Source organism: Providencia sp. PROV116, assembly GCF_028482485.1.
GTDB lineage: Bacteria > Pseudomonadota > Gammaproteobacteria > Enterobacterales > Enterobacteriaceae > Providencia > Providencia rettgeri.
Genome location: NZ_JAMPQO010000014.1, coordinates 230178 through 253923, shown reverse-complemented (window position 1 = coordinate 253923; position 23746 = coordinate 230178). Strand labels below are relative to the sequence as shown.

Annotated in this window: 17 protein-coding genes; 9 read left to right on the top strand and 8 right to left on the bottom strand. The window is 39.4% G+C overall.

Annotated elements, in window-relative coordinates; translation table 11 throughout:
* Window positions 1-709: 709 nt before the first annotated feature.
* On the top strand, window positions 710-2659 hold the full coding sequence (locus PSE72_RS10980) for a bifunctional 2',3'-cyclic-nucleotide 2'-phosphodiesterase/3'-nucleotidase (protein WP_115166623.1): 1950 nt from the start codon (window positions 710-712) through the stop codon (window positions 2657-2659).
* A 196-nt stretch (window positions 2660-2855) separates the two neighbouring features.
* Here the strand turns inward: PSE72_RS10980 and PSE72_RS10975 are convergent, their stop codons facing one another.
* From PSE72_RS10975 to PSE72_RS10965, 3 genes are all read right to left on the bottom strand, one after another.
* Complete coding sequence (locus PSE72_RS10975; protein WP_115166624.1) at window positions 2856-3155, bottom strand: hypothetical protein; 300 nt, start codon at window positions 3153-3155, stop codon at window positions 2856-2858.
* Window positions 3156-3592: 437 nt separating this feature from the next.
* The gene (locus PSE72_RS10970; RefSeq protein ID WP_115166625.1) at window positions 3593-4192 is read right to left on the bottom strand and encodes a nitroreductase family protein; all 600 of its coding nucleotides are present in this window, start codon (window positions 4190-4192) and stop codon (window positions 3593-3595) included.
* Between the two features lie 351 nt (window positions 4193-4543).
* Window positions 4544-5404, bottom strand: coding sequence for a MetQ/NlpA family ABC transporter substrate-binding protein (locus tag PSE72_RS10965; protein ID WP_004914646.1), 861 nt, complete (start codon window positions 5402-5404; stop codon window positions 4544-4546).
* 238 nt (window positions 5405-5642) lie between these two features.
* Between PSE72_RS10965 and PSE72_RS10960 the strand changes: the two genes are divergently transcribed.
* Together PSE72_RS10960 and PSE72_RS10955 are read left to right on the top strand one after the other, a co-directional pair.
* Entirely contained in the window at window positions 5643-6677 is a 1035-nt protein-coding gene (locus tag PSE72_RS10960) for an isopenicillin N synthase family dioxygenase (RefSeq protein WP_004914645.1), read from the top strand.
* Between the two features lie 48 nt (window positions 6678-6725).
* The gene (locus PSE72_RS10955) at window positions 6726-8009 is read left to right on the top strand and encodes a cystathionine gamma-synthase family protein (protein ID WP_115166626.1); all 1284 of its coding nucleotides are present in this window, start codon (window positions 6726-6728) and stop codon (window positions 8007-8009) included.
* A 47-nt stretch (window positions 8010-8056) separates the two neighbouring features.
* Here PSE72_RS10955 and PSE72_RS10950 read toward each other — a convergent pair whose 3' ends face one another.
* Both PSE72_RS10950 and sbcD read right to left on the bottom strand, forming a co-directional pair.
* Window positions 8057-11740 (bottom strand): AAA family ATPase, encoded by a 3684-nt coding sequence (locus tag PSE72_RS10950; RefSeq protein ID WP_115166627.1) that lies wholly within the window; start codon window positions 11738-11740, stop codon window positions 8057-8059.
* A 1-nt stretch (window position 11741) separates the two neighbouring features.
* Entirely contained in the window at window positions 11742-12956 is a 1215-nt protein-coding gene (gene sbcD, locus PSE72_RS10945; RefSeq protein WP_115166628.1) for an exonuclease subunit SbcD, read from the bottom strand.
* 250 nt (window positions 12957-13206) lie between these two features.
* Here sbcD and phoB point away from each other — a divergent pair, with 250 nt between their 5' ends.
* The 3 genes from phoB (at window position 13207) to brnQ (ending at window position 17046) form a co-directional block, all read left to right on the top strand.
* Window positions 13207-13896, top strand: a complete 690-nt coding sequence (gene phoB / locus PSE72_RS10940) for a phosphate regulon transcriptional regulator PhoB (RefSeq protein ID WP_004914638.1) — start codon at window positions 13207-13209, stop codon at window positions 13894-13896.
* A gap of 23 nt (window positions 13897-13919) precedes the next feature.
* The gene (gene phoR, locus PSE72_RS10935) at window positions 13920-15230 is read left to right on the top strand and encodes a phosphate regulon sensor histidine kinase PhoR (protein WP_115166629.1); all 1311 of its coding nucleotides are present in this window, start codon (window positions 13920-13922) and stop codon (window positions 15228-15230) included.
* A 490-nt stretch (window positions 15231-15720) separates the two neighbouring features.
* Entirely contained in the window at window positions 15721-17046 is a 1326-nt protein-coding gene (gene brnQ, locus PSE72_RS10930) for a branched-chain amino acid transport system II carrier protein (protein WP_004914636.1), read from the top strand.
* A gap of 57 nt (window positions 17047-17103) precedes the next feature.
* Here the strand turns inward: brnQ and ggt are convergent, their stop codons facing one another.
* The 3 genes from ggt to PSE72_RS10915 all read right to left on the bottom strand — a co-directional run bounded on the left by ggt (window position 17104) and on the right by PSE72_RS10915 (window position 20540).
* On the bottom strand, window positions 17104-18870 hold the full coding sequence (ggt, locus tag PSE72_RS10925; RefSeq protein WP_115166630.1) for a gamma-glutamyltransferase: 1767 nt from the start codon (window positions 18868-18870) through the stop codon (window positions 17104-17106).
* 238 nt (window positions 18871-19108) lie between these two features.
* Complete coding sequence (locus PSE72_RS10920; protein ID WP_115166631.1) at window positions 19109-19711, bottom strand: peroxiredoxin C; 603 nt, start codon at window positions 19709-19711, stop codon at window positions 19109-19111.
* Window positions 19712-19928: 217 nt separating this feature from the next.
* Entirely contained in the window at window positions 19929-20540 is a 612-nt protein-coding gene (locus tag PSE72_RS10915) for an acyl carrier protein phosphodiesterase (protein ID WP_115166632.1), read from the bottom strand.
* A 476-nt stretch (window positions 20541-21016) separates the two neighbouring features.
* Between PSE72_RS10915 and queA the strand changes: the two genes are divergently transcribed.
* From queA to yajC, 3 genes are all read left to right on the top strand, one after another.
* Window positions 21017-22087: a tRNA preQ1(34) S-adenosylmethionine ribosyltransferase-isomerase QueA gene (queA, locus tag PSE72_RS10910; RefSeq protein WP_109911878.1), complete on the top strand. Its 1071-nt coding sequence runs from the start codon at window positions 21017-21019 to the stop codon at window positions 22085-22087.
* Between the two features lie 89 nt (window positions 22088-22176).
* Complete coding sequence (gene tgt, locus PSE72_RS10905; protein WP_004914630.1) at window positions 22177-23304, top strand: tRNA guanosine(34) transglycosylase Tgt; 1128 nt, start codon at window positions 22177-22179, stop codon at window positions 23302-23304.
* A gap of 94 nt (window positions 23305-23398) precedes the next feature.
* On the top strand, window positions 23399-23731 hold the full coding sequence (yajC, locus tag PSE72_RS10900; protein ID WP_004905542.1) for a preprotein translocase subunit YajC: 333 nt from the start codon (window positions 23399-23401) through the stop codon (window positions 23729-23731).
* Window positions 23732-23746 lie beyond the last annotated feature (15 nt).

Genomic DNA, 23746 nt, shown 5'->3' with positions numbered 1-23746 from the left:
GTAGAGTTGTTGGCTGCGCTCGGCTACTCGGGTCACATACTTGTGTATGCTCCTATTTTTTCGTCATACTTCAAGCTGTGGCTGTGTTGGCTTCATTCAGTCACTTTAGTCACATACTTATGTATGCTCCTAGAGATGACCTCATCTTGCCGCCTTGCCACAACTCGAATTATTTAGAAAAAATACTTGATTTCTAATCGAATGAAATCTCTTTAGAAAACTAATGATTAAATAATCATCTTTTAATTCTTAAATTAAATTTAGATTAATTGAAAATAATTTTATGAGTATATTTATAAAATAAAAATGGATAAGAAAAATAGAGGCATTTTATTGGTGAAATAAAGCACAGGAATTTAAGTTAAATAATATCCTTTAATACTAAGTGATATAAATCACAGTTCTTTTTTTCCTTCGAAAAATATTCACAACTCCTTAATGGAATAACGTAAGTTAATTAAGGTGAATTTGTCATCATTAATTCATTTTTGTGAGCTATATAAAAATCAAGCCCAATAAAAAGATGAAAACCGTGATTTAGTCACAAAAAATGGTTAGTGTTTGCAGTGTATTATCATTAAAAATTGACGTCATGCACATAGTGTAAAATTTTAACGCTATTTTTGTTGTTTATTTGTTCAATTTTACAGGATAGGTACTCAAATTTGAGAGGCAATTTTCTCTCAAAAATGGCAACTAAGGGGATTACATGAATAAAGTATTAAAACTTTCAACACTTGCTATGTTAGTCGCATTTAATGCGAACGCAGCAACGGTTGATTTACGCGTAATGGAAACATCGGATGTTCACAGCAACCTCGTTGACTTTGATTATTATAGAGACAAGCCGACAGAGCAATTTGGTTACGTACGTACCGCGACATTAATTAAAGCCGCTAAACAAGAAGCAACAAACTCAGTATTAGTGGACAACGGAGATTTAATCCAAGGTAGCCCATTAGCAGACTATATAGTAGGTGAAGGTTTAAAAGACGGTGAATCTCACCCGGCACATAAACTTTTAAATACTATGGGTTACACCGTAGGTAACTTCGGTAACCATGAGTTTAACTTTGGATTAGAGTTCTTACACAAAGCGATTGATGGCGCAAAATTCCCATACATTAATGCCAATATTATCGACGCGAAAACAGGTAAAAACTACTTTAACCCATACATTATTGTCGATACACCGGTTAAAGATAGAGACGGCAAAACACACACCATCAAGATTGGTTATATTGGTTTTGTTCCACCACAAATTCTCATTTGGGATAAACCAAATTTAGAAGGCAAAGTATTAGTTAATGACATTACTGAAACCGCGAAAAAATTTGTACCTCAAATGAAAAAAGAGGGAGCAGATTTAGTTGTTGCGATCCCTCACTCTGGTTTCTCGCAAGAGCCATATAAAGCAATGGCTGAAAACTCAGTTTATTACCTCAGCGAAGTTCCGGGTATTGACGCGATTATGTTTGGCCACTCACACGGTGTGTTCCCAAGCAAAGATTTCAGTGATATCAAGGGTGTTGATGTTGCGAAAGGGACTGTTAATGGCGTGCCAGCCGTCATGCCAGGGCAGTGGGGTGATCATTTAGGTGTTGTTGATTTAGTGGTCAATAATGATGATGGTGCTTGGAAAGTAGTTGATGCAACCGCTCACGCACGTCCTGTCTATGACAAACCAAATAAGAAAGCTTTGGTTGAACGCGATGGCGACCTCGCAAAAATTATTGAGCAAGAACACCAAGATACTCGTAAATTTGTTGGGAAACATATCGGTAAAGCATCCGAAAACATGTACAGCTATTTAGCATTGGTTCAAAGCGACCCAACTGTACAAATCGTGAATGACGCCCAAATCGATTACACCAAAAACTTTATTCAAGGTGACCCTGATCTGGCTGATTTACCGGTTCTTGCAGCCGCAGCACCATTTAAGGCAGGCGGTCGTAAAAATTCACCGACTGAATTCATTGAAGTCGAAAAAGGTGATTTAACCTTCCGTAATGCTGCTGACTTATATTTATATCCAAATACGTTGGTTGTGGTTAAAGCGACCGGTGCGGATGTCGTCGAATGGTTAGAATGTTCAGCAGGAATGTTCAATCAAATCAACCCACAATCAACAGCACCACAAAGCTTATTGAATTGGAATGGTTTCAGAACTTATAACTTTGATACAATTAGTGGTGTAAATTATCAAATCGACTTGACTCAACCAGCGAAATACGATGTTGATTGCCAAACTGTCAACAAAGATGCTAACCGAATCAAAAATGTCACCTATCAAGGTAAGCCGATTGATCCAAAAGCCACCTTCTTAGTGGCAACGAATAACTACCGTGGCTACGGCGGTAAATTTGCGGGAACAGGTGATAATAATGTTGCATTTGCATCTCCGGATGAAAACCGTTCTATTTTAGCGGCTTATATTGCTAAAGAGTCTAAAGATAAAGGACAAATTGCGACTAAAGCGGCTAATAATTGGTCATTCACACCAATTAAAACAGACAAAAAACTGGATGTTCGCTTTGAAACAGCACCAAGTGAAAAGGCTGCAAACTTTATCAAAGAAAATGCACAGTATCCGATGAAACAAATCGGTACTGATGATATTGGTTTCGCTCTTTATCAAATAGACTTAACTGAGAAGTAATTTTAACGTATTTGTATTATTCGAGCCTACCTACGGGTGGGCTTTTTAATGGCTAACTGATAGGTTTGGGAGGCGATTTTTTTAGAGGAAAAAACGTGAAGTGAGGATAATAAGGGAAAATAGTGCTCGGAATATAAACATCACTTTTAAAGTTTAATACCCCGAGCGGTTATAATTTAATGTAGGCATCATATTACTATTCATAAAAAACATTCAACATAGGTAATTTAGAGTTTTTATCATATTCTACTTTAACATATTCAGACTCTATCTTTTGGCCCTCTTTTAAGGAACGGGTTATCGAGATGTCTTTACCTTTCCGGTAACATTTAACATTAACTTGCTCTTTATGTTCAACATTGACTGAACATTGTGGCTCATAGATATAACCTGTAAATGAAATTGTACCTCCTGATGAATTATTGCCTGCATAGGTGAAAGAACAACTTGAAATGATTATAGCAACAACAGATGTTAGTAAAGATAAACCTTTCATAGTCCACCCCCTTAATAACACGTTACACGATGAAGCGTGTTTTTGTGCTTTCACTTTTAGTGTAGTTCAAATATCCATAATGCAAAACTAAAAATGAAAATATACTTAGAGTTTAGTGGGGTGATTGATTAATTCGTTGATAAGTATCAATTTATCTATTTGTTTAATTTCTTCTGATCAATTGATGATCAAGTGGTAATGAAAGTGTAATAATAACATTTTAGTTGTAAATATTTCTTTTAATTTCGATAAGATATTTTTAATAAATATGTTTTATTGGATGAGTTGTTTAATTTAGAATAAGTGATTACTTTATTTTGAATTGAAAGGCATCATGAGTGATGATATTAGGTTATTCATTTTAAATATTCCGATATAAATTAAATCCCCTCATAAAAATATCATGAAGGGATTATTTAAATTCTTAATATTTAAGTTTACTTGAAAACTTTGAAACGAACATCATCGTCCATAAAGTCTTTATCACCTGCTGGCGCATTAATTGAACCAAATACCATTTGAGCACGTAATACCCAATTAGCAGGTACATTCCATGTTGCTTGAACGTCATTATCAATCAGTGGATTATAGTGTTGTAAAGATGCACCAATATTTTCTTGTGATAATGCAGTCCAGACTGCGAATTGAGCGATACCACTAGCTTGTTCAGACCAAATTGGGAAGTTATCTGCATATAAAGGAAATTGCTCTTGTAAGCCTTTTACGATGTCTTGATCTTCAAAAAACAGAATAGAACCGGCACCTGCAGCAAAGCTATCAATTTTTTGTTCTGTTGCAGCGAAGGCTTGCTCGGGAACAATTTTACGCAGTGCTTCTTTGGTCATATTCCATAATTTTTTGTGTTCAGCACCAAATAAAATCACTACGCGAGATGTTTGTGAGTTAAATGATGATGGTGAATGCTTAACTGCTTCTTTAATTAATTTCGTGACGTGTTCTTCTGATACAGGTAAAGCATCGCCGAGGTTATAAATGGTACGACGATTTTTAATCATTTCGATAAATGCGTTAGACATTTTAGTCTCCTAGCTTTTCATTAGCGCACGGCATGTTATTGAATAAATCTTAGAAGCCGTAGTGTGTTTCAATGGTTATTACTATAACGTGGGGAATTAAAAATCATAGAAAAAAAATTTAACGATAAGGTTCAAATTTTTGCATCAAGTTAAGGGTTGGATTTAATTTATTTAAAATCAATGGGTTGTTTTTATTTTTGGCGATGATTCATAGCAAAAAACTACATTAATAAACACTAATGAATAATATGTATAGAAAATAATTGAGTATAAAAAAGGGGGGAATATGGGAAATGAAAGAGCCTAGCTAGAGGCGTAATCCTGCTAGGCAAGAATGATAACTAGTTTTACTTAATTGAGTTCACTAACATTTTTGGTTATTTCGATTTTAGTTCCGCCAAAATTATCAATGATGTACTTTCTTACCGCTTCAGTGTGGTACAGTTCTGCTAATTTGGCAAATTTGGGGTTATCCTTGTTATCTGTTTTAACGACTAATAAATTGATATTATTAATAATAGTCTCATCATTTTCTTCCCTAAATAGCGAGTCAGTTAAAACATTTAACCCACCTTCTTGTGCAGCTGTATTACCGATGACTGCGATATCAACATCAGGTAATGCCCTTGGGCCATGAGCATATTTTATTTGCCTAAACACTAAGTTCTTAGGGTTCGAGACAATATCATTAGTAGACCCTGTGGCTTGGTTGAAATCAGGTTTTAATGCAATTAACCCTGACTTTTCAAGTAATTTAAGTGCACGTATATGGTTGGCGGCATCGTTAGGAATGGCAACGATAGATTGCTGAGGTAAATCAGCCAATTTTTTATGCTTTACCGAATATATGCCCATTGGCTCAAAATAGGTGGTTGAAATTGCGGTTAATTGGTTATTATGACTTTTATTAAAATCTTTTAAAAAGCCCCAAGATTGAAATGCATTAACATCAACATCTCCGTCAATAGTGGCGACATTAAGTGTTATTCCATCATCAATAATTTTGACATCAATATCGAGGTTGGCTTTTTTAGCTTCCGGTGATTGAGCAATAAATTGCCATATATCTGCATCACTACCGTGGCTACCAATAACAATTTTTTGTGATGCTGCTTTTTGTGACTCTGTTGTTTCGTTAGTGCTTTCTTCTTGGGAACATGCCACCAAGGCCGTTAACGACAAAGACAATAACACTGCAGGTAGTTTTTTCATTTGATGATCTCTAATTGGTTTTGTTATCAGTATCTAACCAAATAAAAATAGCGCTTTATAAATAATATTTTTTCCACATTTTTTCTTTTTAGTTATATGAGGCTAAAATATTCAAAAAGTTATATCGATATAGTTTTAAATTATTTTTAGTAATATCAGATGTGGTATTTAATCGAGTGATAAATATATCGTGAATTTTATTCATTATTTAAATAAATATTTAAAAAGGCCGATTAATATGTCTATCACACAATTACCTATTATTGATTTACATGAGCTTGAAAACCCTGAAACACGAGAGAGTTTCTATAAAAGATTGCGCTTTATTGCCAGGGAAATAGGTTTTTTTTATCTAGTTGGACACAATATTTCCGTTGGCACCCGAGAGCAATTATTAGCGACAACCAAGCAATTTTTTGCCTTACCTCAAAGCGAAAAAGAAAGTATCTCGATGGAATACTCAAAGCATTTTCGAGGGTACACGGCATCCACTGAAGAGAGCACTCGTAGCCAGCCAGATTACCGTGAACAGATTGATATTGGCGAAGAGTTACCGGCATTACAACTTAATCAAGATGACCCTATCTGGTTTAATTTACATGGGCCAAACCAATGGCCACAATCCTTACCTGAACTTAAACCCCAAGCACTTGCGTGGCAACGTGAAATGCGAACCATTGCGGTAAAATTAATTAAAGCATTTTTAGTTGCATTAGAATTGCCTGAAAATAGCTTTGATGAAATTATTGCCGACCCTGCCCAACATTTATTAAAACTTATTCATTATCCGGCAAGGGAAGATAATAATGAAGGGGAGCAAGGGGTTGGAGCGCACAAAGATGCGGGAATTTTAACCTTATTATGGCAGGATAATAGTGGGGGGCTACAAGTTGAAACTGATGCTGGTTGGATAGATGTTGAACCTTTGGAAAATGCATTTGTGGTAAATATTGGAGAAGTATTTGAATTAGCCACTAATGGCTATTTACGTGCGAATGTTCATCAAGTTGTTAGGCGTAAAAATAGTCATTCCCGCTATTCCATTGCTTATTTTATTACACCAAATATTTTTGCGGAAGAAGTCCCATTATTAAATTTACCCCATTATTTAGCACAACAAGCGTTAGGGCCGGATAGCGATCCATTAAACCCATTATTTACTAATCTTGGAAAAAATGTCATTAAAGGGCGTTTGCGTTCCCATTTAACAGTAACTCGTCGCTTTTATCCTAAGGAATATGAGCAAATAATAAGTAATAACAATATTATCTGAGTAATCGAGTCGTTAGAGATATGATGATAAACCGTATTGGAGCTAAAAATGTCAGAACAAAGCTATAAAAAGGATTTACAAGGTAAAGAATTATCCCCAGAAACTTTAATGATGAGTTATGGGTATGACCCTAAGCTTTCAGAAGGATCAATTAAACCGCCTGTTTTTCTGACATCTACATTTGTATTTAAAACTGCTCAGGAAGGAAAAGATTTTTTTAATTTAGTTAGTGGGCGCACACAAACAAGCGAAAACCAGAAACAAGGACTGGTGTACTCACGTTTTAACCACCCAAATAGTGAGATTGTTGAAGATAGACTAGCCCTGTATGAAGGTGCAGAAAGCGCTGCACTATTTTCTTCCGGTATGTCGGCAATTACAACTTGCTTAATGGCAGTATTGCAACCGGGTGATGTACTACTCCACTCTCAGCCACTCTATGGTGGAACTGAAACCCTATTTTTAAACACGTTGGCTCGTTTCGGAATAACTTCGGTTCCATTTCAAAATGGGTACGAGCAGGAGTCCATCTTAGAAGTTGCTAATCGAGTCGGGAAAGAGCAAAAAATTGCGGCTATCTATGTTGAAACACCGTCTAACCCATTGAATACACTTGTTGATATTGAATTAATTAGCCAGGTGGCTAAGCAGATAGCTGCGAAGCAAAATGGGCAAACTCCGTTAGTCATTTGCGACAATACGTTGCTAGGGCCTGTATTTCAAAAGCCTTTGTCGTTAGGCGCAGATTTAAGTGTGTACTCACTAACTAAATATGTGGGAGGACATTCAGACTTAGTCGCAGGTGCGGTGGTTGGAAGTCAGGAGCTAGTCAAGAAGGTAAAAGCCCAACGTAATGCCATCGGTACACAGCTTGATCCTCACTCTAGCTGGATGTTGGGGCGGTCGTTAGAAACATTACAATTACGTATGGAAAGGGCAAATGAGAGTGCAAAAATATTAGCTGAATATCTCCATCAGCACCCTAAAGTCAGTAAAGTGCATTTTCCTGCTTTTTTTCCGAAAGCGAGTGTAGAGCATCAAGTTTATCAAAAACAATGTACAGGATCGGGCTCAACTTTCTCTATCAATGTAGGGAATAATGAAGAAGATGCATTTCGTTTTCTAGACAACTTAGCAATCTTTAAATTAGCGGTTAGTTTAGGGGGAACTGAGTCGCTCGCCAGCCATCCGGCATCGACAACTCATTCAGGTGTTGCTCAAAAGGTCAGAGAGCAAATCGGTATTAGTGATAATTTAGTTCGTCTATCTATAGGTATTGAAAATGTGAATGACCTTAAATATGCATTGGAATTAGCATTAGAGGCGATTTAATCATCAGGGTGGGGAAATTTCCCACCCTGAATGGTCACTAAATTGAGTTAGGTGATGCGATATTGTGCGGGAAGTTCGCTAAAGCCAAGCCCATTACCTTTTTTCACTGCAATTTGGACGGGAATACGTTCTTTCATTGCTTCCACATGGCTAATTACGCCAATAGTTTTGCCAGATGCATTTAAACTTTCTAATGCATCAAGGGCAATATCTAACGTTTCTGCATCTAAAGTACCAAAACCTTCGTCTAAAAAGAGCGATTCTAATTGTGTACGGTGACTTACCATATCGGATAGCGCTAAAGCTAATGCTAAACTCACTAAAAAACTTTCCCCACCCGAAAGGGTTTTAATATCTCGAATGCTATCTGCTTGCCAGCCATCAATAACTTGTAATTCAAGGTTTGCTTGGTGGCTACGCTGTAATAAATAGCGGCCATGAAGTTTCTCAAGTTGTTGATTTGCTAGAGAAATTAAACAGTCCAAAGTTAAGCCCTGCGCATAACGTCGGAATTTATCTCCTTCAGCAGAACCAATAAGTGAGCTGAGATAGCTCCAATCATCATAACTTAATTGGCTTTTTTCTATTTGTTGCAGTAAATCCTGTTGTTGGTGGAGCAGTTGCTTGTCTGTATTGAGCTGGTTAATTATCTGGCCTTGTTTTTGGTTTATTTGCTTAATTTCTTCATCGAATTGAGCAACAATTGTTTGTAATTGCGTTTCATTAAGTGCCGAAAAATCAGTGATACGCTGTTGATTCAGTGCTTCAATAGCCTGCAACCCCTCTTTATAACGCGTTTCACACTGTATGCGAGCTTGGTTAATATGTTGTTTTAGTGTTTCTAATTGTTGTTTTTCTTCATGGCTGATTAACGCATCAAGGAAAGCTTGTTGATGACGAAATGGGCTATCCATAAGTGCTTGAGTAAACAGGGTATTAGCTTGTATTTGCGCCAGTTTTATTTTTTCACAGGCGTCAATGAGCTCTTGATAACTTCCATTCATAGATGCGATGGCTTTATCAACCTCATTGAGTTGTTTGCTTAATTGTTCCTGAGTTTGGAAAAGTATGGTTTGTTTGTCATTCAACTGCTGAATAAATTGGCTGATAGCTAAGCCAGAAAGCAGTGTTTTTCGTTGTGCTGTTTTTTGCTCTAAACCTAATTCAATTTGTTTAAGACGATTTCTTTCTTGTTCAATTTGTTGAGTGAGAATATTGAGTTGCTCTGACTCAACTTTTAATGTGGCATTATTGACTTCAATTTGTTGGCTAAGTGTTTGCGCCGCCACTTTTTGGTTATTAAAACGCTCACTTCGCTGAGTAGTCTCGAGAACCCATTCATCGAACTTATCTTTATCTGGCACATTTAAGTTAAATGGCGCTAGGGTAGATTGCCACTGCTCTATTTGTCTTTGTTTACGTTGTTGGAATTGGCTTTGTTCTTTTTGCAACTCATCATGTTGTTGTGTTTGGTTTTTTAAGCGTTCTTCGACTAATAACAGGTCTGATTGCAACTGGGTAAAGCTTGCTTGTTGCTCGTGTAAATGATGTTTGGTTTGCTGGTATTCACGCTCTAGAACAGCCATATCCACAACTATTTTCTGTTGCGTCGCCAATTGCTCTGTTAATTGATTAACAAAGAGCGTAACGACTTGTTCATTTTGGGCCAACTCAGGTGTGAGTGCTTGCTCACATGTCTTTTGCCACTGTTGGTTAAATGCATCGAATTGTTCATTGATTTGCTGCTGTTGCTGTAAATTTTCGTTTTGACGTTGTTTTTGTGTGTGAAGTTGTGATTCTAACTGAGTTTGTTGTTGTTTTAATTGGTCGAGTTTATTTGTTAGTTCAATGAGTTGTTGCTGTGTTTCACTGAGATGGATTGATTGATAATCGTTAACTGCCGGGTGTTCTGTTGAACCGCATAATGGGCAGGGGTTACCTGCTATTAGTTGCTGGCGCTCATGCTCTAGGCTGACAATTTTTTGTTCTAATTGTAATTTGTCATTGGTTAGTTTGATGAGTGGGGTCAATTCATTAATATGTGTTACCGCAAGGCTCAACGCTTTTTGCGTAGTGGTGATATCTTGCGCTAATTCAACATCTTTTTGGAGCTGTTTCTGTTTTTGCGTTTGCGCATTAAGGCATTGAGATAATATTAATGGCAATAACTTAGCATGTTGCAAACGTGCTTGTAGCTGTTCAATGTGTTGATTGATGGTGTTAATGTCATATTTTTCATGGTTTTGCTTGTAGATTTCTTCTTGTTTTTTGAACGCTACAGTGCTGTGCTCTAATTCGAGGCGTTTTTGGGCTAATTTCTCCGTTTGCTGCTGTTGTTGCCGCTGTAACTGCGCGACTTCATTTGAAAGTATCTGTTGTTTTTCGTGCAAACGTGCCAGTTTGTCAGCTAATTCGAAAATAAAATGGCCTTGTTGTTGCCAACTGCCTATTTGCGAACTGAGCTCAGCGTCTTTTGGGTGTTCTTCTAGGAATATATTGTGTTTTTTTAACTCAAGGTGTGCATTTTGGATCTGACTTTGCGTTTCACTAACTAAGCGTTGCTTTTGCTGAAGAGTGATTTGTTGCTGTTCGATTTGCTTTTTAATTTCAGACTGTTGCTGTTTTAATTGTGCAATTTGGTTATCAAGAGGCCTGACGGTTTCATCAATTAATTGATGTTGTTGTTTGGCAAAATCAAGGTGTTGTTGATACTCAAATTGTGATTTCAATAAATTTTCTTGCAGTGGGGCGCGTGCAGCTTGCTGGGTTTGCAGGCTAAGTTTCAAATGGTGTTGTTTATTCGTGTATTCAGTGAGTTGTTGCTGTTGTCGTTCAACTTCCTGCCATAATGGACGAAGGGATTCCGCTGGGGCACTGTCAGCTAATCTTTTTAATTGAGGTTGTGCGGCTTGGAACTCAAGTTCGTTTTTTTTGATTTCTTCATCAAGTGATTGCATGCGCTGGGTGAGTTGATGATATTGTTGCCACCAATTAACCCCTTGTTGGTGGCGAGTGCGCTGTTGTTTGGTTTGTGCTTCTTGTTCAAGCAAATCGTTTTGCTGTATTAATAATTCTTGATGTTCTGCTTCTGTGAGTAAATTAATGCTTTGTGCCTTCGCTTTTAGCAAATCTAAGTCAATTTTGGCTTGCTTGTGTTGATTAAAAACATAAATTGAAATTTGGCTATAAATTTCGGTTCCTGTAATTTCTTCAAGTAAATCAGCGCGTTCTTTCTCAGAGGCATTTAAAAAAGCCGCGAAGTCCCCTTGGGAGAGTAAAATGGATTTAGTAAAACGCTCATAATCAAGTCCTGTTATTTGCGCCACTAATTCTTTTATTTCTGTGATTTTTACGGTCAATATTTTACCATCAGCAACCGTTGCAAGCTCCGCTTTAGGCTGTTGTAAATTGCCATCAGGTTTCCCTCCAGCTCTTCGTTGGCTCCAAAAGGCTCGATAGGCTTTGCCCTTGACCTCAAACTCTACCTCCGCGAGGCATTCCCCTGTATGGCGAGTCATCAGTTCATTTTGTGCATTAGAAATGGTTTTTAAACGCGGTGTTCGGTGATAAAGCGCGAGGCAAATCGCATCCAATAAGGTCGTTTTTCCTGCACCGGTGGCACCCGTAATGGCAAACAGGCCATTGCTAGCAAATGGCTCTTCAGTGAAATCAATTTTCCATTCACCTCTAAGAGAGTTAATATTTTTTAAACGTAAACTTAAAATTTTCATATTAACTTTCCTTGCTCAGTTGCAATGCGTCATAAGATTGTTGAAATAGCTGGACTAGACGCTGTTCACGCTCAGGATCTTCTAAAGACTCTTGAGCAAGGCGGCGTAAAAAAACGTCTTCTACGGTGAGTTCACTCAATGTTTCATTGGCCAAGGTCTGGCTTTGTCCCTGTATTTGCTTGCGTGCACGGCGTAGTATTACGACTTCGACTGGGAGGTCTTGTGTCAAAGCTTCAATACGTTGTTGGATATCAGCGAGGTAATCTTGTGAAGCAACTTCAATATCAAGCCAAACCGGTTTATCACCTTGGTAATCTTTCCATATCTCTAATTGCTGTTCTATTTGGTTTAAGGAGCCTTTAATACTTTGTAATGGCTGAATAGTCGGGATTTCCAGTGGTGTGATTTGAGTCAATTCACTTCCGCTGAATTCAACAAGGCAGACACTTTTTTGTTGTGTTGTTTCGTCAAAGCTCAATGCAATAGGTGAACCGCAGTAGCGAATATTTTCTTGTCCTCCAATCACTTGGGACCGGTGAATATGGCCAAGGGCGATATAGTCAGCAGGCGGAAAAGCCCCTGAAGGAAACGCATCTAACGTACCAATATAAATATCTCGTACAGAATCAGTTAAGGCTGCGCCGACAACAGTTAAATGGCCTGTTGCAATAATTGGAATATCCAGCCCCAAAGCGGTTCGCTGTTTTAGCGCGAGTTGGTAGCTGGCTTGGTAATGGTCATGAATAGCGGTTTGCAGCGAGCGTTGTTTCTCTTCAATATCTTGCCCTGCAATACTTAGTTGAATATCTCGAGGGCGTAAAAAAGGAATGGCACAGACTAAACCAATAGGTTGATCCTGTTTATTGACTAAGGTAACAACATGGGGCTCACTTCCCGACGTAATGACTTGTGTATTTAAGTAACGAAGTAGAGCACTTGATTCATTGAGTACAGAAACTGAGTCGTGATTACCGCTTAAAATGACTAATTGGCAGCCTGTTTTTTGTAAATCAACAATAAATTTGTTGTACAGTTCACGTGCATAGCTAGGCGGAGAGCCTGTATCGAAGATATCACCAGCAACGATGACTGCATCAACGTGATGTAATTCCACTTGTTCAACGAGCCAATTCAAGAAATGTTGGTGCTCAGGCGCACGGCTTTTGGTAAAAAAATACTGACCAAGGTGCCAGTCTGAAGTATGAATAATGCGCATGAGCTATCAATTCCTATCAACAATAATGTGCACGAGCGTTCGATAACTGAGTATACCTGATCCAGATAACTCGTTGAGGGATGTTTGCGACTTTATTACCATGTTGCGGAAATATTTCACTTAAATGACATTTAGCCGCTAAAATAAAGATTAATATGAGTTTTGCTCATTGATATTCATAATTCTGTCATAAAAGTGACGCATAATGCTTTCACATTTTAAATGTCTTCTTAATTTTACAGGAACAATCATGGCAAGACGCATTCTAGTTGTTGAAGATGAAGCGCCCATCCGAGAAATGGTTTGTTTTGTATTAGAACAGAATGGTTTTCAGCCTATTGAAGCTGATGATTATGACAGTGCGATTGCACAACTCGTTGACCCTCTACCCGATCTCGTACTACTGGATTGGATGATCCCAGGGGGATCTGGAATCCAAGTAATTAAACATATGAAGCGTGATAGCGCAACACGTGACGTTCCTGTCATGATGTTAACCGCACGAGGCGAAGAAGAAGACCGCGTAAAAGGTTTGGAAGTTGGCGCGGATGACTATCTGATTAAGCCGTTTTCACCAAAGGAATTAATCGCTCGGGTAAAGGCAATTTTACGTCGTATTTCACCAATGGCGACGGAAGATATTATTGAAATGAATGGGTTAACGTTAGACCCTACTTCTCATCGTGTGACCAGCAATGAAATCCCTATCGATATGGGGCCAACTGAATATAAATTACTGCATTTCTTCATGACTCACCCTGAACGCGTATATAGTAGAGAACAGCTACTAAATTATGTATGGGGAGCCAATGTGTATGTGGAAGATAGAACCGTTGATGTCCATATTCGGCGGTTAAGAAAGGCACTAGAGACGGAAGGTCATGATAAAATGGTACAAACTGTACGCGGTACAGGTTATCGTTTTTCTATCCGTTACTAAAAACCACAAAGGGAGAGGCATGCGTGCTTGAACGTTTATCGATTAAGCAGCTGATTTGGGGGCTGTTTTTATTTATCTTACCCGCTCTTATCTTATCGGTTTTTATTGGCCACCTAGCGTGGCTATTAGTGATATCGCTACTTGCTGCATTGATATGGCATGGGTATAACTTACTTAAACTCTCTTACTGGTTGTGGCTCGATAAAAGCATGTTACCACCCGAGGGGAAAGGAGGGTGGGAACCGATATTTTATGGCATCTACCAGATGCAACAACGTAATCGTAAACGCCGTCGTGAGCTAGGCCAGTTAATTAAACGGTTTCGTAGTGGCGCAGAATCACTACCTGATGCTGTGGTTATGATGACAACAGAAGGGAATATCTTCTGGTGTAATCGTCATGCGCAGGCTTTACTCGGTTTCCGTTGGCCTGAAGATAATGGCCAACATATTTTTAATTTATTACGTTACCCAGATTTTAGCCGATACTTCACCATTAAGCGTTATGACCAAGCGCTGACTATCGAGCTCAATAGTGGTGAAATTGTTGAATTTCGTATCTTGCCGTATACCGAAGGGCAGTTATTGATGGTAGCTCGAGATGTGACAGAAAAACGCCGTTTGGAAAAGGCCCGTAGGGACTTCTTTGCGAATGTAAGCCATGAATTACGAACTCCTCTTACTGTCATTCAAGGCTACCTTGAGGTCATGGATGACCAAGAAAATGTCACTGCGGCCAATAAAAAAGCACTGCATGTCATGCAAGAGCAAACTCATCGTATGGATAACTTGGTCAAACAGCTTTTGCAGTTATCACGTATAGAAATTGCTCCTCAAATTAACCTTGATGAGCAAGTGAATATCCCCGTTATTCTCAAAATGATTGAACAAGAAGCACTCAGTTTAAGCCAAGGGCGCCACCAGTTTGAATTTCATGTTGATGAAAAATTGCGTGTCCATGGCAATGAAGAACAATTACGAAGTGCAGTGGCGAATTTAGTCTATAACGCAATCAGCCATACGCCAGAAGGCACCAAAATTTGGGTCGAATGGCAAAGAAATGGTCAGGGTGCTCGCTTTAGTGTGAGAGATAACGGGCAAGGGATACCTGCAGAGCATATTCCTCGTTTGACAGAACGGTTTTATCGGGTAGATAAAGCACGCTCCCGCCAAGGTGGTGGAGGTACCGGTCTTGGGTTGGCTATTGTTAAACATGCACTACAACACCATAGCAGCCAATTGGTGGTAACAAGCCAATTAGGTAAAGGGAGTGAGTTTTCATTTACTTTACCGCCAGTATTTATTGTTGATGACAAAAAACTTAAAAATGGGTAAATAATTCCACTTTGTTAATGTAATCAAAATATTAATAAAGTGGATTATTTCTATTTATCAACCCATATCTGTATTCAATTCAAAATATATATATTTAATGCTGATTATTGCTATCACATTAATTATATATTCTGTTAAATAATCAATTTTAATCACCAGAAAAAGACGGGTTGTTCATTTTTCGAACAAAGCATATAACGAGTATTGGGATTTTACTGAAAGTAATCACTAGTTCTGAAAATTAGTTTAGTTATTTATGCTTGTTTTTCGGTTTGCTATTGCCTTTTTGCCCTATAAAAGTTCTACTTGTTGTCAGTTATTGGCGAATTTTTCTGTTTTTTGACTTTTCATTTCGTATGATACAAACAAACATGCTTTTTTATATTGTTAACAGTATGTTTATCAGAATTCTATCTCGCTATATATATTTCAAAGGGTTGCTAAGTGTAAACCCATAATTTTCTATTTTGTCACTTAAAAATAACATAATATGGCTCATCGTTTATCATCAAGAGATATCATCGCATTAGGCTTTATGACTTTTGCGTTATTCGTCGGGGCAGGAAATATTATCTTTCCTCCTATGGTTGGCTTGCAGGCAGGGGAACAAGTTTGGACTGCGGCACTAGGTTTTTTGGTTACAGGCGTGGGTTTACCTGTTTTAACCGTTATTGCACTAGCTAAAGTAGGTGGGGGGATTGAAGCGCTCAGTACACCCGTGGGCAAAACGGCAGGGTTACTATTGGCGGTTGTTGCTTATTTGTCTGTAGGGCCTCTATTCGCAACGCCAAGAACGGCAACTGTATCCTATAAAGTCGGTATCGCACCCTTATTCGGTGGCGAGTCCGATATGCTATTACTTATCTACAGCGTAGTTTACTTCGTTCTAGTTATCGGTATTTCACTATATCCCGGAAAACTGCTCGATAGCGTTGGGCACATTTTAGCGCCTGTAAAAATGTTAGCCTTGGCTATTTTGGGTATTGCGGCTGTCATGTGGCCTGCGGGGGATCCGATCCCTTCTACAATAGAATACCGTGAGATGGCTTTCTCGAATGGCTTTATCAATGGTTATCTAACTATGGATACCCTTGGTGCTATGGTATTTGGTATCGTTATTGTTAATGCGGCGCGTTCAAGGGGGATCGAAAACTCTTCATTATTAACCCGTTACACTATGTGGGCAGGGTTAATTGCAGGGGTATTATTAACTCTGGTCTATTTGTCCTTGTTTAAGCTTGGTGAGAATAGCGGTTCGTTAATTCCCAACCCTGCTGATGGCGCTGATATTTTACATACCTATGTTCAATATACTTTTGGTAATTACGGTAGCTTCTTCCTTGCGGTATTAATCTTTGTTGCCTGTATGGTAACTGCCGTGGGCTTAACTTGTGCTTGTGCAGAGTTCTTTAGCCGCTATGTACCGATTTCTTACCGTAAACTGGTATTGATCTTGGGTGTGTTCTCCATGGTGATCTCAAACTTAGGCTTGAGTAAGTTAATCGCCTTCTCATTACCCGTGCTAGTTTCAATTTATCCACCTTGTATTGTCTTAATTTTATTAAGCTTTACTTTGAAGTGGTGGAAAAACCCAACGATAGTGATTGCGCCGACAATGTTAGTTAGCTTTGTCGTCGGTTTAATCGGTGCCGTAAAAGCGTCAGACCATCTTAAAGGTTATATTCCTGAATGGATGACAGCAATGCCACTGTATAAACAAGACTTAGTCTGGGTATTACCAACTGTTGTTGTGATGGTCGTGGCTATTTTATGCGATAAGTTTGTGTCACCTGCTGCACAGCATAAACAAGTGTAATTAATTGAAATTACAAAAAAGGAGCTAAATAGCTCCTTTTTCTATTTTATTGAGCCATCAATCTACACCGACAGCGCTACCTGCTGGGCGGCGTACATCGTTAGAGCCATAAATGAAGCCTTCACGAACTTTTCCCGAAACAGCAGAATCATTACCCGAAGACTTGGCACTAACACCAGCGCCTTCAGGGATCGCGACCATAATCAGCTCGGCGGCACCCCACGGTGTTTGTTCAACCATCTGGTAACCCATTTTATCGAGTAGTGCTAAGGTGTCTTTAGAAACGCCTCTTTGCTCATAATAAACCTCATCAGGGAGCCACTGGTGGTGAATACGCGGTGCATTAACGGCTTCTTGTGGTGGCATACCATGGTCGATAATATTTAAAGCGGTTTGCAGCGTAATCGAAATAATCCGTGAGCCTCCGGGTGAACCGAGAACTAAAAATACCTTACCATCTTTCGTCACGATAGTCGGGCTCATCGAGGATAGTGGGCGCTTACCTGGAGCAATAGAGTTGCGCTCCCCTTGTACTAAGCCATACAAATTTTTCTCGCCAACTTTCGTTGTAAAATCATCCATTTCATCGTTTAAGAAGAAGCCTGTCCCCGGAGGGATAACGACAGAACCAAATCGACCATTAATCGTGTAAGTGGTTGAAACTGCATTTCCTTTTTCATCAACAATAGAATAATGCGTGGTCTCCGGTTTTTCGTGAGGCCCTATTCCAGGTTGAACTTGCGTGGATGGCGTTGCTTGGTTGGGTTTGATTTCTTTGCGTAACTCTTCTGCATAGGCTTTGCTGAGTAGCTTTTCCGTTGGGTTATCGACAAACTCAGGATCACCGAGGAAGGTATTTCTGTCCATATAAGCATGGCGCATTGCTTCCGTCAGAGTATGAATATAGTCCGCGGAGTTAAAGCCCATTTCTTTGAGGTCATACCCTTCTAAGATATTAAGCGTTTGGCAGATAGTCACTCCACCTGAACTTGGTGGTGGTGCAGAAATAAATTGATAACCTCTATAGGTACAGCTAACAGGCGCTGTATCTGTGATAGTAAAATCTGCAAAATCTTTTGCGGTTAAGATGCCGCCATTTTTCTTGGAAGCTTTTTCAACAATTTCGGGGATCTCACCTTCGTAAAAAGCAGATGGGCCATTTTGGGCAATTTTTTCTAAGGTATTAGCTAAATCGGTCTGAACTAACAAGTCACCGGGTTGGAAAGAACTACCATCAGGTTTTAAGAAGATACGAGCGACTTCTGGGTCTTGTTTAAAACGTTCTGTCGTGGTGTCGAGAACATCGGTATCCGCTCGAGTCAACACAAAGCCTTCTCTTGCTAATTTAATCGCAGGAGCCATCACTTGCTGGCGGCTCATCGTACCGTATTTTTCTAAGGCATAGTCTAGGCCTTTAACGGTACCCGGCACGCCTGAAGCGAGATAGCCATATAGGCTGGCATCTTTAACCAGTTTGCCGTCTTTATCTAAATACATATCTACACTAGCGGCACCGGGCGCGGTTTCTCTGAAATTAATGAATAAATCTTTGCCATCGGCTAGATGAATAGTCATAAAGCCACCACCGCCGATATTGCCACAGCAAGGGTTAACTACGGCTTGTGCATATCCTACCGCAACAGCGGCATCAATAGCATTGCCGCCTGATTTTAGAATATCAGCCCCAATTTGTGATGCTAAATGTTGGGAGGAAACAACCATACCTTTTTTTGCTTCAACGGCAGGTTCAGAAGCGGCATACAGCTGATTAGAAACAAGTAAGGAAAGAAATAGAACCGCAGGGCGTAATGATGTTTTTATCATTCGTATCTCCCAGTTAGGGTTAATTGAGTTGTTCTATCGCACAAATATTCAATATGAATAGTTTGTTAATTATTTGTGTTTTTAATGTATAGCACACAATAATACAAAACATTGAGTATTTGAGTTAAGAATTGTTAACTGAGTGGAATAATTGCGAGTAGGAAGAGAAAAGATAGACTTGGTTCACAAAAGTAAAAAGCGGGCTTGATGCCCGCTTTTCTAAAACTCGCGTAACGAATTACAGTTTTGCAGAGTTTTTAGTCAGGTAGTCAGCAACGCCTTTTGGAGATGCATTCATACCTTCTTGGCCTTTTTCCCACTGAGCTGGGCAAACATCACCGTGCTCTTCGTGGAATTGCAGCGCGTCAACCATACGCAGCATTTCGTCGATATTACGGCCTAATGGCAGGTCATTAACCACTTGGTGACGAACAATGCCTTTTTTGTCAACGAGGAAAGAGCCACGTAGTGCAACACCCGCTTCTGGGTGCTCGATGCCGTATGCTTTTATGATTTCACGTTTGATATCAGCAACCATTGGGTATTTAACTTCACCAATACCGCCGTTATCTATTGGCGTTTTACGCCATGCGTTATGAGTAAACTCAGAGTCAAAAGAAACACCGATGATTTCTACACCACGTTTTTGGAATTCTTCATAGCGGTGGTCAAATGCGATCAGCTCTGAAGGGCAAACGAAAGTAAAATCCATTGGCCAGAAGAAGATGACAGCAGGTTTACCAGCAATGTGTTTTTTTAAGTTGAAGTTTTCAACGATTTCACCGTTACCTAAAACAGCTGCTGCAGTAAAGTCAGGGGCTTGACGTGTTACCAGAACCATAATTTACTCCTATGAGTTTGAATTAAAGTTTTTTGTCCTGTCTATTTAATCACTGATAAATAGTGTGGATTTAGACTTATGTAAGAATAGAAAAAGATCTTTTGACAATAAAGTCATTTAAACCGATTATTGTGATAGGTTTTAACTATCAATAATACTGGTTTATCAAATTAATATCAATAAGATAGTTTTATTCCACTAAAGTGCAAGCTTTAATTTATTCCTTTGTGTTAATTGTGACAGTCTGTACAAAAAAATGTTGCAGCGCATTAGCCATCATTTGCGGATAAAATTGAAAGAAAATAGTTTCTAACGCATCATACTGCAATAAAAAATCATCAAATGAACCACTTAGCGCACTGAGCTTGGGGCGTCTTCTTGCCATCCCACTCAGTGATTTTCCAATATAATTTTTATCTGCATAGCGTATTAGCCACTGTTGAGGCCAGAGATATTCATTTAACTCCTGGAATTTTTCAGGGGTATGACAAAGCTGAGGCTCAATTATTTTTCGGCAGTCACGTACAAAATCTGCTAGCCGTATTGATGGCTCAATAGTTGACCAATGCAGCGATAAAAAATGGTCCCAAACTAAATCCAATGTTATGGGGGCAACACGTCGATATTCATCACGAAATAACAATTTAGCTTCTTTGACTAAAGGGTGAGTATCTGTAGTGCGGTCGACAGTTCGATGCATAAAGATACCAGAGACAATTTCGGGGGAGTAAAGGCCCACAGGGTTACCGCGGACGTAGTCAGCTATGATGTTGCCGAGTAAGGAGCTGTCAGCGAGATGGGCCAGGTGGAGGTGCGCTAAATAATTCACTTTAAAATGTCCGTCGTCTTTCAAACCACAGGGGGGTTAGCTTCGTAAAGCCACCCGAATCACATACTCATGTATGCTCATCGGGATATCTTTACTTGCTGCCTACCTGTGATTCGAAATCCATAGGACATGCAACGCAGCTTAGCTAACTTTTTGATTGCTCAAACTATAGCAGTAATTATGTTGAATTCGAAACTCACAGGACATTACTTGGCAGAGGAATAAAGAATTCCTCTAATTTGAAATTCATGGGTATACTTATCGAGTAGAAAAAAGTCGAAATCAATTTGTTATAAAAGTTTATTGAAATTGAAATAATTCATTCTTTGAATGGATAAATAGTATGCAGAATTTTTTGCTAACAAATTATTTGTTAAAAAATGGTGGTTTTTTGTCCGATATTACGCTTATTTCTTGCGCCAAAGTCAGTGCGGCACTAGACTAGTCGCCTGTTTTTTTAGATTGATGTCAATACAATGCGTGTTTCTGATTTTACTTTTGAATTACCTGAAGAACTGATTGCCCATTATCCGCAGGCTGAGCGTAGTGCTTGCCGTTTATTAAGCCTAGATGGCGGCTCAGGGCAGCTCACGCATGGTGTTTTTACCGATATTCTAGAAAAATTGGAGCATGGTGACTTGCTGGTGTTCAATAACACTCGCGTGATCCCCGCACGGTTATTTGGGCGCAAAGTTAGCGGTGGTAAAATTGAAGTTCTGATTGAGCGTATGTTGGATGAACACCGCGTGCTCGCTCATGTTAGGGCATCAAAAGCACCAAAAGAAGGGGCTGAATTACTGCTAGGCGAAGATGAAAGCGTGAATGCGACGATGGTCGCGCGTCATGGTGCATTGTTTGAGCTGCGTTTTGACGATGAACGTGATGTATTAAGCATTCTAAATCAAATTGGTCATATGCCTCTGCCACCTTATATTGACCGCCCTGATGAAGAGTCTGATAAAGAACTTTATCAAACCGTGTATAGCGAAAAACCAGGGGCTGTTGCGGCACCAACGGCAGGTTTACACTTTGATGAGCCGTTACTTGAAGCATTGCGCCAAAAAGGCGTAGAAATGGCGTTCGTGACATTACATGTGGGAGCCGGTACTTTTCAACCTGTACGTGTTGATACGATCGAAGATCACATTATGCATTCTGAATATGCAGAAGTGCCACAAGAGGTCGTAGACGCTGTTTTAGCCTGTAAAGCCAGAGGTAATCGCGTTATCGCTGTTGGAACGACGTCCGTTCGGTCGCTAGAAAGTGCCGCAAAAGCGAGCCAAGATGCTTTAATTGCTCCATTTTTTGATGATACCCAAATCTTTATTTACCCAGGGTATGAATATCAGGTGATAGATGCACTGATCACCAACTTCCACTTACCGGAATCGACATTAATTATGTTGGTTTCTGCGTTTGCTGGATACAAAAACACCATGAATGCATATAAAGAAGCCGTTGAACAAAAATACCGCTTTTTTAGTTATGGTGATGCTATGTTCATTACCCCCAATACAAATGCTCGATTCGAGAAAATTGGTGAGTAATCAGTTTGAAGCGGTGGCATCGGCTGCTTGCTTAGCAAATTAATATTATCAATAGCAACAGACTGTTTTTCTGCTGCTAGGAGGCAAACGTGAAATATGAATTACAAACGACCGATGGCAATGCACGCCGTGGTCGCTTAGTTTTTGAGCGCGGTGTGGTGGAAACCCCTGCATTTATGCCAGTAGGAACCTACGGTACTGTTAAGGGCATGACACCGGAAGAAGTTAAAGAGACTGGTGCTCAAATCTTATTAGGGAACACTTTCCACTTGTGGTTGCGCCCTGGGCAAGAAATTATGAAGTTGCATGGTGACCTCCATGACTTTATGCAATGGCAAGGCCCAATTTTAACCGATTCAGGTGGCTTTCAGGTCTTTAGTCTTGGTGCGATGCGCAAAATTAAAGAAGAAGGTGTGCATTTTCGTAACCCAATCAACGGTGAAAAAGTTTTCCTAAGTCCTGAAAAGTCGATGGAAATTCAGTATGACCTCGGTTCAGATATTGTCATGATTTTTGACGAGTGTACGCCATATCCAGCAGATTGGGACTATGCAAAGACATCAATGGAAATGTCGCTGCGTTGGGCTGCACGTAGCCGCCAACGTTTTGACGAACTTAACAATAAAAATGCCTTATTCGGTATTATTCAAGGTAGTGTTTACGAAGATTTACGTGATATTTCAGTTAAGGGGCTGGTGGAAATCGGCTTTGATGGGTACGCTGTAGGCGGCTTAGCCGTTGGCGAACCGAAAGAAGATATGCACCGAATCTTAGAACATGTCTGCCCGCAAATTCCAGCGGAAAAACCTCGTTACTTAATGGGGGTTGGTAAGCCTGAAGATTTAGTGGAAGGGGTTCGTCGCGGAATCGATATGTTCGATTGTGTGATGCCAACACGAAATGCGCGAAATGGGCATTTATTTGTGACAAATGGCGTGGTAAAAATTCGTAATGCTAAGTATAAATCAGACACATCAACACTGGATGCTGAGTGTGACTGCTATACTTGTCGTCATTATAGCCGCGCTTATCTGCATCATCTTGATAGATGTAATGAAATTCTTGGTGCAAGGCTCAATACCATCCATAATTTACGTTATTACCAGCGCTTGATGGCCGGTATTCGCCAAGCCATTGAAAATGGGAATTTTGAAGAGTTTGCTAAAGATTTTTACCAAAAGATTGGTAAACCTGAACCTTCATTAAATATCGAATGAATTTAAGTGCGAAATGCCATTAATCTGTGTAGCATATCAAACTTAGCTTTTTTGTATGTAAAATTGCTTTCAATAAAACAATGAGGAAAGTTGAATGAGTTTTTTTATTTCTGAAGCAGCGGCGTCAGCAGGTGCACCAGCGCAAGGTAGCCCGTACACTATGGTTATCATGCTTGTTGTTTTCGCGCTGATCTTCTATTTCATGATTTTGCGTCCACAGCAAAAACGTGCGAAAGAACACCGTAAATTGATGGAATCTATCACTAAAGGTGATGAAGTTTTAACAACTGGCGGTTTAATCGGACGTGTAACTAAAGTGTCTGAAACCGGTTATGTGGTTCTTGAGCTGAGTGAGAACACAGAAGTAACCATCAAACGTGATTTCGTTGCTGCTGTTTTACCTAAAGGCACAATGAAAGCAATTTAATTCTGATTCTCCCGA